Source organism: Bacillus sp. JZ34 (genome assembly GCF_053903205.1).
Genome location: NZ_CP096403.1, coordinates 2,651,353 through 2,666,592 on the forward strand (window position 1 = coordinate 2,651,353; position 15,240 = coordinate 2,666,592).

Below are 15,240 nucleotides of genomic sequence, written 5' to 3' on the forward strand. Positions count from 1 at the left end.
TCCTTCCCCTTTCTTTGGGCTCGGTGACCATATTGTTTGTTTTCCTAAGTATAAATCAAGCCCAAAGGTAAAGTCTGTCAATTAATGTTGCGCAAATCGTACATTTTTTGAAGTTTTCGTACTGAATTTGTCGATCATAAAACGAAAAAAAACGCTGCCATTAAAGACAGCGTCTTTTCACCTTTATTTCAGCTTTTCATTGATGTACAGTTTGCCTTTTGCCGTTTGTCTCGTTTCATTGCCGTAATCATCCCGGACGATGACCTCGATTTCCGCTCCTTTTGCTTTTGCGGTTGAAGTCGCGGTCCAATATCCTTCATACTTGCCTTTTGAGACTTCTCTGATCGGCAGCTCTGTTACGTTTTGGGCAGCCGTTTTGAAATTGGTAAGCGGAATTCTGATCACAAAGACAGCATCCAAATCAGCGGCGCTTTCAAACTCGATTTTCACGGTTTCTCCCGTTTTGAGCTCGAGGTCTTCAGCCGGTTTCAAGCCGGTGATTTGCGGCGCTTCAAAGTTGACATCCACCGTGACTTTTTTGGTCGTTTTGTTGCCTGCCGCATCCGCTGCCGTTACTTTGATTTCATTTTGGCCGTTGTCAAGCATAATCCTTGCAGAATACTCGCCATTGTCAACAGCCGCTTTTTTGCCGTTTACATGAACAGATTCTAAGTGGTCGTCTGATACTGTTCCTTTCACAGTGACAGTCTCTTTATTGAGTTTTGATCCGCTTTTCGGCGTGTCAATCGTAAGCTTCGGCTTTTTCTGGTCAAGGACGATCCGGACCGGGTCTGAAGCATCCGTCGTTCCGGAAGCCGATGACGATTTGGCGGTGATCACATTTTCACCTTTATTCAGCGGAATCTCTTTTGAGAAAGTGCCGTCTCCCGCCGTTTTCGCCGTTCCGGCTTCTTCATCTCCGTTAAAGAGCTGAACGGTCGTGTTCGGAGACGATGTCCCTTCGATGACAGCATTCTTTTTGTTGGTAATGAATCCGTCTTTAGGCGACGTAATCACAGGCATCGCCAATTCATAGTCGACCAAAGCGCGGATCATGAAGTTGCCTTGGTCTGATGGCGCTTTCGACCATGAGCCGTCCGTATACTGCCAGTTGCGGCCTGAATATTCCCCGTCTTCATCTGTAGCAAGTCCAGGTGAGTTGGCCAGGTCCTCTGTCTGGACGTACACGAGGTAAAAGTCTTTTCCGACGAGGATGCCTTCATCGCCCAAATCAACGGTCGTCCATTCACCTGTGCGGAGCGCTTCAGCTTTGAACGGGCCGGCGAGTTTTTTGCCCGGAGAGCCTTTTTCACCCGACGCATCGTAGACCTCGACTGCAAAATCAGTGCCGCCCGGATCCGGGAATTCTGTATCCCAGAATTTGAACAAGCCGCCTTTCAGCATAGCTTTTTCCTGCCCGTTTTCGAGCGTCATTTTGACGGCCAGCCCGTTGCCGGATTCATAGAAAGCCCAGGCGTTTTCCCCGGTTCCGTCATCATAGCCGATTTCCCCAGGATAGCCGATGAAAGGATCGAGCTCGATATCTTTCGAGACATCTCCTTTTAAATCAACGGAAAACTCGCTGCTGTAATATCCGTTTGCAGAGACCTTTACCGTATACGAGCCTTCATAGGCCGTTAATGAATAACTTCCGTCGCCGTCCGTCTGAACCGGTTTTACGGATGCATCTTCAACGATATACAGCTTTGCATGTCGGACGGGTTCGCCCGTTTTTTTGTTTTTTATCGTTCCGGTGAGCGTCCCTTTCTTCAGTTCCTTTAAGACAAAGTCTGCCGTCGTCGTCTTGTCGGCCTCGATTTTTACGGTTTGCGCATTTGATTCATATCCGTACGCTTCCGCTTTCAGCGTATACGTTCCAGGTGCATGAGCCAAACTGTATGCGCCTGTTGCTTGGTTGGAATATGTCGATTTGCCCGTCTCCAGCACGCTGACCCGAGCCCGCACCGGAAGAACTGCAGGAGCTGCTTTTTTCGTCTCAGAATGTTCTTGAACGGTTTCTGCCGGTTTTGCTTTTTTCGGATCAATCGTTTGTTTCTTCGTTTTCTTATCCTTCATTTTAGCCGGCTGTTTTTCAACGCCCAGTCGTTTTTTCGTGCCTGCGCTCTTCACTTCCTTCACAAGCGCTACATCATCGATATAAAGCCCGTCACCTTCAATGCTGTCGTCAGATTGTAGGTTGAACATGATCTTAATCGTCTGTCCCCCGTACTCCGACAAATCAATCTGTCCGTCTTTCCATTCTGACGTCCTGCCGCTGTACTCAGCAGCCGGGATCCATTCATCTTTCCCTTCAGGCTGTACGTAAACGAAACCGTAATCGAAGTCCTCTTCAATATCGTGCCAATATTTGTATGTGAGATAAAGTTTTTGATTTTTTGGAACGCTGACAGGAGGCATAAGAAGATTCATATTGGCCGAACTTTGATACGGCCCTGTCAGATTTGTTGCGAATACGTTTTTTCCCGATGCTGCGGCATTCGGGCCTGACTGAGGAATACCGCGCTCCCATGAATTCTTCACACCTGATGTGATCCAGCCGTTGGCGGCATTCTCGAAATCTTGTTTATACCCTGTGGTCACAGCCGGAGAAATCGGGATTTCGTACACTTTGGATTCCGTTTTGTTTCCTCCGAAATCGGTGACAATCCATTTGTAGGAAAGCGTTTTCCCTTCAGAAACGGATACGGCCGCCTCGTACGTTCCTTTTTTATAGTCGCCGGAAGTTTGTTTGGCAGCGATCGTCACCCAATCGGAATCATCGGTTTTATAGCTTAATTTGACTGATATGATGCTGACATCGTCTTCCACATCAACTGAAAGAGGCGTTTCTGAGCCTGAGTAAATTTCCTTGATCTCTTGATGGTTTAAGACCGGCGGATTTTTGTCTTCGCCTTCTTTTCCGACTTGCCCTTCCGCTTTGCCCAACCCTTCTGTGACGGCGGACACCGCGTCAAACACGTTCACGAGCCCGTGGCCGTATCCGTTGTTCGGCGATTCGGTAAATTTGCTGTCTGTGAGCGGTGTTGCGGTTTCCATCAAAATCTTTTCGATCCCATCAACGGTGATCGACGAATCGGCCTGCTTGATAAGTGCGGCCGCGGCTGCGACATGCGGTCCTGCCATTGAAGTGCCGTCCCAGCCGTCTTGATAGCCGCTTCCAGGGACAGAAGAGCGAATGTTGACCCCAGGTGCTGTTACTTCAGGCTTGGTCTCATCATACGGGGAAGGACCTTGAAGTGAAAAATCGGCTAAGCGATTATCGATGTCTGTCGCACCGGTCGCGAACGCTTCGGGGTAGTTTGCCGGATTGGCAATCGAAGCAGGTCCTCCCGGATTGGTGAAATCAGCGTTCCCCGCAGAGAACTCAGGGAAGATGCCGGCAGCTCGCCACGCTTTTACGATATCCCTGTAAAACTCATCAATCCCGGCTCCCCCTGACCACGAGTTATTGACAACATCCGGAGCCATTTCAGGGTGCGGGTTGCCATCTTTATCTTTCGGCGCCAAAATCCATTCACCCGCTGCAAGGAGGTCTTCGTCCGTTCCGCCGTCATCCGAAAAAGCTTTCACGGCAATCCACTTTGCACCCGGCGCCACACCGATTTGGTTTTGACCGTCAGGCTCTGATCCGACCATCGTCCCGGTTACATGCGTGCCGTGCTCCAGGTCGTCAAAAGGTTCAGAAGCGCCAGAAACCGCATCATACCAGCTGAATTCGTGATCAGGCTGATCGGGATGCTGCGGGTCATATCCGCGGTATTTTTCTTTCAATGCCGGATGATCCCATTGCACGCCCGTATCAATTGACGCGACAACCGTGCCCGTTCCGTCATATCCCAATTTCCAGGCTTTTGGCGCGTCGACTCGATTGATATTCCATTCGATTTCTTTTTCATCCTTAGCTGCCGATTTTTTCACAGACTGTTTAGCCGGCTTGATCAGCTGCCTTTTTTCGTTCGGGAGCACTTTCTCTACTTCCGGAAAAGCCGCTACTTGTTCCATGACCTCTTTCGTCGCATGGACGGCCATCCCGTTGACAATATAATAGGAGCGGATTTTTTTTACTTTCCCTTGTTTTTCCTGCTTTTTCAAATAACGTTTCAAATCGCTTTGCGTCTCATCCGCTTTGACTCTTAAAGCGGAGACGACAGCCGAGCGCTTTTGATATTCTGTTTTAGCCGCGCTCAGCGACTTTTTCTTCGCATTCTTTTCCGCCTGCTTGGCCACCTTTGGAGTATCGACTTGATCTTTCAGTTTGATCAAGAATGTGACTTGATCTTCTTTTTTGAACTGTTTGACAAGAGATTTCGAAATTTTTCCCTTCCCTGCAGCTGCTTGTTCTTTCATCGAAGTGAGCGCAGGCTTTGCCGCGGCATCTGAAACAGCGGGCATGAACAGCGAGCCGATTAACAAACCGCTTAAAATGGTTGAAAACGCCTTTTTTCTCAGCTTTCTTTTCAAATGAACATCCCCCTTTTTGATGAAATTGGCTGGACTTGTCCGTCCTCCTCTCCTTGTGGATGCCTTGTCTGACCTTGATGTAACTTAAATATAGTAAAAACTGGTTAATTTTTTTGTCGGTATTTGTCAAGGTCATGTTTAAAATTAGATAAAAAAAGGACAAAACCGTTAAAGCGGTTTTGTCCTTTTTTATCATTTTGTTTTTTTAGCCGCGTCAAAAGCTTTTAAAGCGTTGACCAAGCCGTATCCGTAGCCGTTGTTCGGCGATTTTTTAAACGTTTTGTCAGTCAGAGGCGTCGCCGTATTCAGCAGGATGCGCTCGATTTCATCGACTGTGAGGTCCGGATTGGCTTCCCTCATTAAAGCGACGATCCCTGATACATGCGGGGTCGCCATCGATGTTCCGCTCATCGCAGCATACTTGTGTCCCGGATAAGCAGAGCGGATGCTGACGCCCGGTGCCGAAATATCGGGCTTGATTTCGTCATATGGCGAAGGTCCTTGCAATGAAAAATCGGCTAACGCGTTTGCGCTGTCAACTGCGCCTATCGCGAAAGATTGCGGATAGTTGGACGGATTCTCAACTGAACCCGGTCCGCCCGGTTCCAATTCGCTGACATTACCTGCTGCGAATGCAGGAAAGATATCAGCTGACCGCCAAGCTTTGACAATATCCAAATACCATTCATTGAGTCCGCGTTCACCCGCCCAAGAATTGTTGACGACATCGGGAGCCTTTTCGGGGTGCCCTTTTCCTTTCGCATCTTTCGGAGCCAAAATCCATTCTCCTGCAGCCAAAAGGGATTTTTCGTCTCCGCCGTCCTCTGAAAAGGCTTTGACAGCGATCCATTTCGCAGTCGGTGCGACACCGATCTGGTTTTTGCCGCCGGCTTCTGAGCCGACCATCGTGCCTGTCACATGTGTGCCGTGGCCCAAGTCGTCATATGGCGTTTTCTTATTGCTTGTCGCATCAAACCAGTTGAACTCATTGTCTGGACTGTTCGGTTTAGAAGGGTTGTAGCCCCTGTACTTTGTCTTCAACGCCGGGTGATCCCACTCAACGCCGGTGTCAATCGAAGCGACAACGGCTCCTTTGCCTTTATAACGCTTTTTCCAGACATCAGGCGCATGAACCTGCTGAATGTTGGAAGCGGGGGAACGATCCGCAGACGTTTTCGATTCTACCGTGGGTTTTTCAGTGTTGCCGAGCTTAATTTTTTGATTTGGCAGCACTTTTTCAACCTCCGGAAATGAAGCCGCTTTTTCCATAACATCCTTTGTCGCTGTCACGGCAATGCCATTTACAATATAAAAAGATTCCACTTGCTTTGCTGTTCCTTTTTTCTCTTCTTTTTCTAAAAACGATTTTAAGTCTTTTTGCGTTCTCTCAGCTTTTGTACGCAGGGACGTCAGCACGGCTGAACGTTTGATTTCTTTTACTTTTTTCACGGTCATCACGCTTGCTTTCGCCCGGTTTTCAGCCGCTGTCGCCGCTTGCTGAAGATTCGCCTGGTTTTTCATTTTGATTAAAAAAGTCACTTTATCTTCTTTCTCAAAACGTTTGTAAAGAGCGCTTGATATTTTGTTTTGTTCCTTGGCCTTCGCTGTCGTGCCTGTTTCAGCCTGCACAGCGGTCGGAGCGAGAAGTGAACCGATGAGTGCAGCGCACATGAATGTGCTGAATAATGGCTTTTTCTTCACATGACATCCTCCTTTAAGCAATAGCAAATATAGTCGTTTCTTGCGTTTCTTTGTCTAGAAACAGAAACTATTAATAATGGTAAAAGAAAAGACTTATAGACATTGTCGTATTTTGTCATTTTTCCTTTGTCGGTTTGTAAATTCGTTCTTTTTACATATGACTTGTTCACTGTTCATAGTTCGGCCAGATGACAAGCTGAAAGGAAAATCCGTGCATCCGGGAGAAAAGAGAGAGGTTAGATGCAAGGCTTTTGAGGGAGGCGCTTCGATCAGAATGACAATTGATGCTTTTGGAGGGGAGAATCCGTTCCAGCGCATAAAAAAAGCCGCCGACTTCTTGTCGGCAGCTTTCCAATGTATTATAGACGTTTTAGCGTTTATTGCGGTTTCTTAAGAAAGTCGGGATGTCAAGCGTATCCTCGGCAGGCTGTGATTGGCTGCGATGCGGCATGCTTGGCTCCTCGCGCTTCGGCTCCCGTTTCGGAGCAGGCTGATGATGCTGTTTTAAACCTTGGTTTAAAGGTCTCTGCGGCTTAGATGCATCTTGATCCTGTTCGATAAAGCCGGTCGCGATGACCGTAACGACGATTTCGTCTTTCAAGTTTTCATTGATGACAGATCCGAAGATCATGTTGACGTCCTGGTCAGATGCAGCCGCCACAATGTCCGCTGCTTCCTGAACTTCGTAAAGGCTTAAGTTGGCTCCGCCTGTAATGTTCATCAGCACGCCTTGGGCACCGTCAATCGCCGTTTCAAGCAACGGGCTGGAAACAGCTTTTTTAGCGGCTTCTGCAGCGCGGTTCTCACCTGTCGCTACACCGATACCCATCAGTGCAGAACCTTTGTTGGACATGATTGTTTTGACGTCGGCAAAGTCAAGGTTGATCAGTCCAGGTGTTGCGATCAAGTCTGAAATGCCCTGAACACCTTGGCGGAGAACGTTGTCCGCTTCGCGGAACGCTTCAAGCATCGGTGTGTTTTTATCGACGATTTCAAGAAGACGGTCATTCGGAATGACGATCAGGGTGTCGACGGCTTCCTTCATTGCTGAAATACCGCCTGCCGCCTGAAGCTGTCTTTTTCTTCCTTCAAAGGTAAACGGCCTTGTGACAACGCCGACAGTCAATGCGCCCAGATCTTTTGCGATTTGTGCGATGACAGGTGCCGCGCCCGTTCCTGTTCCGCCGCCCATTCCGGCTGTGACGAACACCATGTCTGCACCTTTCAGCGCTTCTTCAATTTGTTCTTTGCTTTCCTCTGCGGCTTTTTTGCCGACTTCCGGATTGGCTCCGGCGCCGAGCCCGCGTGTCAGCTTCGCACCAATCTGCATTTTCGTTTCCGCTTTTGACAGGTTGAGAGCCTGGGCATCCGTGTTGACTGCGATAAACTCGACTCCCTGAACGTCATTTTCGATCATCCGATTGACGGCATTGTTACCGCCGCCACCTACTCCTATTACTTTAATCGATGCTAAGCCGTCTATATTTGTTTCAAACTCTAACATGCTAAATCCTCCTAATCCGTCGAATGACTAATCTCTATTCCCAAAAGAAGTTAAATATTTTCTTCATTTTGCTCGGCTTTTTCTCAGCTTGAGCGTGCTGCTTGGATTTTGGCTTCGGTCGCTGCTGCACTTCTTTTTGATGTGTTGCCGCGACTTCCTGAACCGCTTGTTCCGGCATCTTAAACCCTACTTTTCTGCCTTGGATTTTTGCGTTGCGGTAAGCGAATTGGATGAGGCCGACTCCTGTCATGTATTGAGGTTCTCTTACACCGATATAATTCGGGCTAGCCACTCTGACGTTATTTTGAAGAACATCCTGTGCGAGGCTGAGGACACCCGGCATTCCAGCCTGTCCCCCTGTAAGCACAAACCCTCCCGGCAATTCTTTTATTCCCATGTTCCGCAGTTCCTCTGCCACGAATAAAAAGATTTCTTCGAGCCTGGCTTCTATAATGTCTGCCACTTCCCGCTGAGAAAAGGTCTGCTTTTGGTCTGTCCCGATCACGGCGACTTCAAATGTTTCCTCTTCCGACGCTTCTTCATAGAAAGCATGTCCAAACTGCTTCTTCACCCGCTCAGCTTCGTCTGTGGAAGTGCGCAATCCGATTGAAATATCCTTGGTGATGTTTTCTCCTCCCAGGGGTATGACGCGGGTCGCAAGAAGATGTCCGTCCTCAAATACGGCAACCGTTGTCGATCCTCCCCCGATGTCGATTAAAGCCACTCCGAGGTTTTTTTCGTCCTTTGATAAAGCGACAGATCCGGCAGCCAGCGGCTGAAGGCAAATATCCGTTATTTCAATTCCCGCTCTTTCCACACAGCGCAGCAGGTTATGTAAGATCGTTTTAGAGCCCGTGATCAGCGATCCTTCCACTTCAAGGCGGACGCCGAGCATCTTTTTCGGATCTGTAATATCGCCTCTGCCGTCAACGATAAACTGTCTCGGAATCACATCGACGATCAGCTGTTCAGGCGGGATGGAAACGACTTGAGCGGCCTCCATCACCCGGCGCACGTCTTCAACGTGGATCTCTTTATTCTCGCTTGAGACAGCCACAACACCGTTCGTATCTTGAATATGGATGTAGTTCCCATTAACCCCGACGATCGCGTGGGTCAGCGGAAAACCTATCATTCTTTCTGCTTGTTCAAACGCTTTTTTTATAGAATGAACCGTTTCATCTATATCAACGATTGATCCTTTTTTCAGCCCCTCTGAGGGAACATTTCCGACTCCGATAATGTTAAGAGAATCGTCTGACATTTCACCGACGATCACTTTAATATTGGACGTACCGATGTCTAGACTGACGTAAAGTTCATTGTTGTTCATTCTATGGCACCTCCTCACATTTCAGTCAATTCTATTCTATTATTTGCCGAACAACAATACAATGAATCTGGTTTTACAAGTGTGTAACAATCAATACAAACCAATACGCTTCGTTTTTAGTTTTAGGATTACTGTGAATATTCGTGATATCCTATGTATATCCTCTTTTAAATCCGATTTTTTTTAATTTTTTCTCCTCGAGGCCGTCCATTTGGCGAGCAGTATTCTTCTGATGACCGCGATGTTTTGAAAAAGCCTCACGCCAAATGCAAACATACCGACTAAATACAAGTCTACACCAAGATGAACGCCCAGAAAAGCCAAACTTATGGCGAGAATGATATTGAAGAAAAAGCCCGTCACAAAAACTAGTTCATCGTATACACTTTCCAAATGGGCCCTTATTCCCCCGATCAAAGTATCAAGGGATGCAAGAATCGCCAGGGACAAATAATTTGAGTATTCATCCGGAATGGTGAAGTTCGTGCTGAACCCGATTGTAATTCCGAGCAAAAGCCCTAAAACCGGAAGCCACATTAGGAATTCTCTCCTTTTGATTTCTCGAGCGGTTTCAATGGCGCAACTTGCATTGAACCTTCGTAAGCTTTGATTTTGATTTGTTTTTCAGGCCTTTTGATTTGCAAATCCAGATTTTCTCCCACGAACAGATCCTGCAGGGATGAAGCATTCATTCGGCTATATAGTTTATCGGCGTTTTTGCCGATGACTTTTACCGTTATCGGATAGTTGTCCAAAGGATATCCGTCGATTTTGGTTGTTCCGTTGATATCCCTGATCACCGTCGTGTTGACAACCCTTCTGTCATTGATCGATATTTCTTCCGCTTCATACATATTCAGTTCATTAATCAGCTTTTTCAGAAGGTCTGGCGGCGGATTTTGAATGGATTCTCCCGTGAGTTCTTCCGAGAAAAGCTGAGAAATGGTGATGATGATTCCGTTCCCTGTAACATCTGTGAAGCCGGCCTGTTTTTTTAAGTTTTGAAGCGTTTCATTCAACGCTTTTGTCCGCGAGGTTTCTTCTTGATGACTGTATGTGTTCAGCATTTTTTCATATTTGTCAATTTCGCTGATCAGCTCAAGCTGTTTTTTCTGTTCTTTCTTCAGATCCTCCCTGAGGTCCCAAATGTCCCGCGTATCGCGGACTTTCGGCGCTTTCAGCGAATTAAACTGTACGGACAGCATAATTCCGAAAATGAGCATCAGGATGCTCAAACTGATGAAACGATTATTTTTCTTCAACGTCCGCCCACCAACTTTTCAACGTTCATTCCCCCTGCTTTAAAAGGGGCTCCATCTCGATTTGGTCTTGTTTTTCGATGCTGACTGAAATATGATCGCGGCTCAGCTGGTCCACAAGTCCTCCTGCAATGTTCAGCGCCGGCATCAGCACATCCGGATCCCCGATGGCCGAAATGACAAACGGCGCGGGATACTGGTTGCCGTCAACCGTGATGACAGGACCGTTGCACGATATGTAAGAATGATGTGTCACACGCTGTCCGTTGATCGACACCGCGGCCGCCCCGGAAATCCACAGCTCATTGAGCAGGCGGAATATGTGGCTTTCATGGACGATATAGTTGTTGACATTCTCACCTTCCGGTATGTAAGAAGCGTCTTTCAGCGTCACCTTGATTCCTTCGCCCTGAACGCCGATTTCCCCGACGAACATTCTGTACCTTTCAACATCTTCGACAATATTGTAATACTCTTTTTTTTCCTTTTTCAAAGCCGTCTCTGTTTTCTGTACTTCCTGCTGTTTTTTGTAAAGCTCCTGTTCCAGCTTCTTATTTTGCTTTTCCTGGGAAATCAGCCGGTCGCGCAAGGAATACTCCTCTTTCCAATTTTCAGCTGTTTCTTCATGGTCTTTGTTTTCCCTGGCGAATTGATAGGAGAAAGACAGCAGGAATCCGAGGACAAGCATGGCGAGTGAAAGATTGACTGTGTGCCTCTTCAATTTCCGTCTCCCTTTTTGCTTTCATCCGTTTTTTTCAGAGGTTCAAAATAGGTCGCGACTTCCATATGGATAATGCCTTTTTCCCCTTTCGGCAGCTCTTTTACGATCGCCGGATAGCTGTTCATTTTCTGTCCGAACGTTTTCAGCGAAGCCGTCACGATATAGCCGTCGTTCATATACAGTCTGATCAGCCAAGGATTTGATTTTTGAGGCGTATAGTTAATCTCGGAAATCGATTTTTTCACGGAATCGGAAAGCTTGTTCAGCTGTTTTGCCATTTGAACGAGCTTTTCGTCTTCCTCCCAGTTATTAAGGGTCGGTCCGATGTCAGTCGGCGTCACCTCTTCAGGAAGCACCGTGCCGTTTTCAAGCACGGAGTAGTACACATTGTGTTTTTGCAAAAACGCAATGCTTTTATACTCTTCGATGGAGATGGCGATTTTGTTGGGCAGCTGTTTAGAGATTTCGGCTTTTTTGATCAATTTATTCTGCTCGATCTTTTCTGCGGCTTTTTGCTTGCTCAGACTCCAGAATTCCGTCTGTCCTTTATGGATCGAAGACAGGGAAATGATCTGGTCTTTTGAAACGTTTTTGTTTCCTTTGATCTCTACCGTCGAAACTTTGCTGATCGGCGTCTGCAGGTAAATGATAATCAGCATCATCGTGAAAAAGAGCAGAATAAAGGTGATCAGCCGGCGGTTTGCCTTTTGCTTTCGCTGTTCTTTGATTTTGGGAATCCGTTCTTCTATATTCACTACTTTTTCTTTATCAATACCGGGTTTCACGTAGGCTCACCTCAGGTTAATAAAGCAGACAAAAAGACTTTTATTTGCTTATTTTTGTTCGGAAAAATGACGCGCTTTTCGACATATGAAAGCACGGGGCAAGCTAAAAAGCTTCCATTTAGCGAAACAAACGACATACTAGGATGCCGTTTGCTTGTTTGTTTCATACATTATATCATAAGGCGATCTGAAGTAGAGAGGCCGTTTACCGTTTTTCTCCGATAATTTCGACCTCAGTGTGCATGTCGATATCGTATTTTTCTTTAATCGTTTTTTGAATGAATGCAATCAAATCCAGGACGTCTTGCGCTGTTGCGCCGCCTGCGTTGACGATGAAATTGCCGTGCATCTCTGAAACCTTTGCCCCGCCGATCTGATGGCCTTTCAAACCAGCGTCTTCAACTAGCCGGCCCGCATGTTCAGGCAACGGGTTTCTGAAGATGCTCCCTGCGCAAGGGTTGGACACAGGCTGCGTTTCTTTTCGGTAGTCTTTGTTTTTCTGCATCTGCGCAACGATCTCATCGCGTTCTTTTTGCTCCAGCTGGAGAACGGCTTCAAGACATATGCCCGGCCGCTCGTTTTGCAGGATGGACGTGCGGTAGCTGAACGCCATCTCTTCATTCGTCAGCCAATCGATCGTTCCGTCTTCAAACAGGATCAATGCTTTCACCAATACCCTGCTGATATCAGAACCGTGGGCTCCGGCATTCATGTAAACCGCTCCGCCGACCGAACCCGGAATGCCCGCGGCAAATTCAAGGCCGGAAAGCCCTTTTTTGCTGATGCCTGTCGCAAGCCTTACGACAGAGTAGCCGCCGCCGACCGTTACTTGCTCGCCGTCGATTTCCATATGGTCAAGCCCCTGTCCGAGCTTGATGACAACGCCTCTTATCCCTTCATCGAGGACAAGAAGATTCGAGCCTCTGCCGATGGCCGTCCACTTGATGCCGTGCTTCTTGATCACCTTCATCGTATCTTTGACAGCTTGAATGTTTTTCGGAACCACCAGCACATCAGCCGGTCCTCCGATTTTAATCGTAGTATGGTTGCTGAGCGGCTCGTTTTCCAGAACTTTGCCGACTTCAAGTTCTTTTAATTCTTGTATCACCTTATCCATCGAAAACCTCCAAAATCCTTCTGTCTTATCATTTTGCATGATGTTTCAGTTCTTTCAGCACATTGTACAAGCGTTCGGCCGCGTCCGGTACGCCAAGCGACTTCGCGCGGCTCTTCATCTCTTGCAGCGTTTTTTCGTCTTGTAAAATATGATCGATCGCCTGAATTAAGCGGTCTCCATTAAGCTCTGATTCTTTTAAAACGACAGCGGCGTTCTGCTCTCCTAGTGAGCGTGCGTTCACTTCCTGGTGGTTGGCCGTAACGTACGGACTCGGAATCAATACGCTTGGAATGCCGAGCGCGGTGATTTCCGCTATTGTCGTTGCTCCCGCACGTGCCACGACGACTTCGAACTCTTTTAAGTACTCGGGCATTTGATGGAGAAATGGCTGAACGACCATATTCGGAGCGGGGTCTTCTTTTTTAAGCGCAGCTGTTACTTTATCATAGTGAACTTCCCCTGTGACATAAAGAACCTGGTAATCCCGCTTTTTTAATTCGTTTTGCATCGCGATAACCGCTTCATTGATCGGAGCGGCACCGCGGCTGCCTCCGAAAATAAGGACCGTTTTTTTGCCTTCTGAAAGGCCCAAAGCGGTCAGAGAACGACCCCCTTTTATAGAGACGACTTCAGACGCCCTCGGGTTTCCTGTAAAAACAACTTTTTCTGCAGGAAAATGCGGTTTCGCTTCATCAAAACAAATGGCTACCTTATCAACATATTTGGATAAAAACTTATTGGTGAGTCCGGGAAGGCTGTTTTGTTCGTGGATAATCGTCGGAATCCCCAGTTTTGAAGCGGCGTATACCACGGGTCCGCACACGTAGCCGCCCGTGCCGATCACCGCGTCGGGCTTAAACCGTTTTAATTCTTTTTTGCATTCTTTTACACCCTTTAAAAAGCGCATGACGGTTTTGACGTTTTCAAATGACAGCTTTCTTTTAAAACCCGTAATTTCAATCGCCTTGAAAGGGATCCCTTCCCGCTCGACGATATTTTTCTCCAGGCCTTTTTCGGTTCCGATATATAAAAACTCAACATCTTCATGATGCCGTTTCACTTCTTTAATAAACGCAAGGGCGGGGTAAATATGGCCGCCCGTTCCGCCTCCGCTAACAACAATCCGCATCTGTTCTCCCCCTTATTCCTTATGTACACGCCGATAACCCTGCTATCTCGCAACAGGGTTATCGCCAAAATCTAGTATCTAGAATACCTGCTGACATTCAGCAGCACGCCGACCGCCATAAGCATCAAGGTCAGTGATGAACCGCCATAACTTAAAAACGGAAGCGTGATGCCTGTAACAGGAATCAGGCCGGTCACGACGCCAATATTGATCATAACCTGAATCGCTATCATCGAAATGACGCCGACGGCGACAAAACTGCCGTATAAATCGGGCGCACCGAGCGCGATTCTGATGCCTCTCCATAATAGAACGCTGAAGAGCAAAAGAATCAGCGATCCGCCGATAAAGCCGAGCTCCTCTGATAAAATCGCGAAAATAAAATCTGTCTGCGGCTCAGGCAGATAAAAAAACTTTTGCCTGCTCTGGCCGAGGCCGAGGCCGAACAGCCCGCCGGGCCCCACCGCATAAAGAGACTGAATGATTTGAAAGCCGCTCCCCAAAGGGTCCTCCCAAGGGTTCAAGTATGAAGTGATCCTTTTGATCCGGTACGGCGCCGACAGCACAAGGCCGACAAAGCCGCTCAGACCCAGAAGACCGAGAAAAACGAAGTGTGAAATTCTCGCACCCGCGACGAAGATCATAATGATGCATGTGCCGACCATTACGGTTCCTGTTCCAAGGTCAGGCTGCATCATGATGATCAAAAAAGCTGAAAAGACAATACCCAGCGCCGGCACAAAGCCTTTTCTAAACGATGTAATATTCTTTTGCTTTTCAGATAAAAACTTGGCCAAAAATGCGATCATCGCGAGCTTCATAAACTCGGACGGCTGAATGCTGAAAGCGCCGACTCCGATCCAGCTCCTCGACCCGTTCCGTTCCATGCCGATCCCGGGAACAAGGACGATGATGAGCAGAAAGAAACATACTATGATCAGTATTTTCGCATAAGTTCTCCACGTCCAGTAGTCGACATTCATGATGAAAAACATGGCGATGACTCCGATGCCGGCAAATAAAAGCTGCCGTTTCGCAAAGAAAAAGGAGTCGTCGTATTTGTAAGTCGCCCATACTGCACTGGCGCTGTATACCATAATCAGTCCAATTGTTAAAAGCAATAGCGTAATGATAACCAGCAAAAAATCCGGTGACGTTTTTTTTGTTTGCAAAGCCGAACACCCCAAGCTCTAATTCTTAGGGCTATCT

At 47.4% G+C, this 15,240-nt stretch carries 11 protein-coding genes; all 11 read right to left on the reverse strand.

Going from position 1 to position 15,240, the window contains the following annotated elements:
* Window positions 1–183: 183 nt before the first annotated feature.
* Window positions 184–4,482 carry a S8 family serine peptidase gene (locus M1D90_RS13345; protein WP_456282817.1) on the reverse strand — a complete coding sequence of 1,433 codons (4,299 nt, stop codon included), beginning with the start codon at window positions 4,480–4,482 and terminating at the stop codon, window positions 184–186.
* Window positions 4,483–4,674: 192 nt separating this feature from the next.
* On the reverse strand, window positions 4,675–6,183 hold the full coding sequence (locus tag M1D90_RS13350; protein WP_456282818.1) for a S8 family serine peptidase: 1,509 nt from the start codon (window positions 6,181–6,183) through the stop codon (window positions 4,675–4,677).
* 370 nt (window positions 6,184–6,553) lie between these two features.
* On the reverse strand, window positions 6,554–7,687 hold the full coding sequence (gene ftsZ / locus M1D90_RS13355) for a cell division protein FtsZ (RefSeq protein ID WP_020451308.1): 1,134 nt from the start codon (window positions 7,685–7,687) through the stop codon (window positions 6,554–6,556).
* A 34-nt stretch (window positions 7,688–7,721) separates the two neighbouring features.
* Window positions 7,722–9,020 (reverse strand): cell division protein FtsA, encoded by a 1,299-nt coding sequence (gene ftsA, locus M1D90_RS13360; protein WP_020451307.1) that lies wholly within the window; start codon window positions 9,018–9,020, stop codon window positions 7,722–7,724.
* A 183-nt stretch (window positions 9,021–9,203) separates the two neighbouring features.
* The gene (locus M1D90_RS13365; RefSeq protein WP_003181559.1) at window positions 9,204–9,557 is read right to left on the reverse strand and encodes a small basic family protein; all 354 of its coding nucleotides are present in this window, start codon (window positions 9,555–9,557) and stop codon (window positions 9,204–9,206) included.
* Entirely contained in the window at window positions 9,557–10,282 is a 726-nt protein-coding gene (locus M1D90_RS13370) for a DUF881 domain-containing protein (protein ID WP_456282819.1), read from the reverse strand. Before M1D90_RS13370 ends, M1D90_RS13365 begins: the two co-directional genes overlap by 1 nt.
* 25 nt (window positions 10,283–10,307) lie before the next feature.
* Window positions 10,308–10,967 carry a DUF881 domain-containing protein gene (locus M1D90_RS13375; RefSeq protein WP_371268716.1) on the reverse strand — a complete coding sequence of 220 codons (660 nt, stop codon included), beginning with the start codon at window positions 10,965–10,967 and terminating at the stop codon, window positions 10,308–10,310.
* A gap of 29 nt (window positions 10,968–10,996) precedes the next feature.
* Window positions 10,997–11,785 carry a cell division protein FtsQ/DivIB gene (locus tag M1D90_RS13380; protein ID WP_020451304.1) on the reverse strand — a complete coding sequence of 263 codons (789 nt, stop codon included), beginning with the start codon at window positions 11,783–11,785 and terminating at the stop codon, window positions 10,997–10,999.
* A 205-nt stretch (window positions 11,786–11,990) separates the two neighbouring features.
* Window positions 11,991–12,902, reverse strand: a complete 912-nt coding sequence (gene murB, locus M1D90_RS13385) for a UDP-N-acetylmuramate dehydrogenase (protein ID WP_144497614.1) — start codon at window positions 12,900–12,902, stop codon at window positions 11,991–11,993.
* A gap of 28 nt (window positions 12,903–12,930) precedes the next feature.
* A complete protein-coding gene (gene murG, locus M1D90_RS13390; protein ID WP_144497613.1) occupies window positions 12,931–14,031 on the reverse strand; it encodes an undecaprenyldiphospho-muramoylpentapeptide beta-N-acetylglucosaminyltransferase in 1,101 nt (366 codons plus the stop codon).
* A 71-nt stretch (window positions 14,032–14,102) separates the two neighbouring features.
* Complete coding sequence (gene spoVE / locus M1D90_RS13395; protein ID WP_020451301.1) at window positions 14,103–15,203, reverse strand: stage V sporulation protein E; 1,101 nt, start codon at window positions 15,201–15,203, stop codon at window positions 14,103–14,105.
* Window positions 15,204–15,240: the final 37 nt, after the last annotated feature.

Excerpts from the sequence above, each read along its gene's own strand:
- ftsZ (WP_020451308.1), bottom strand. The coding sequence starts at position 7,687 with ATGTTAGAGTTTGAAACAAATATAGACGGCTTAGCATCGATTAAAGTA.
- ftsA (WP_020451307.1), bottom strand. The coding sequence starts at position 9,020 with ATGAACAACAATGAACTTTACGTCAGTCTAGACATCGGTACGTCCAAT.
- M1D90_RS13365 (WP_003181559.1), bottom strand. The coding sequence starts at position 9,557 with ATGTGGCTTCCGGTTTTAGGGCTTTTGCTCGGAATTACAATCGGGTTC.
- M1D90_RS13375 (WP_371268716.1), bottom strand. The coding sequence starts at position 10,967 with ATGCTTGTCCTCGGATTCCTGCTGTCTTTCTCCTATCAATTCGCCAGG.
- murB (WP_144497614.1), bottom strand. The coding sequence starts at position 12,902 with ATGGATAAGGTGATACAAGAATTAAAAGAACTTGAAGTCGGCAAAGTT.
- murG (WP_144497613.1), bottom strand. The coding sequence starts at position 14,031 with ATGCGGATTGTTGTTAGCGGAGGCGGAACGGGCGGCCATATTTACCCC.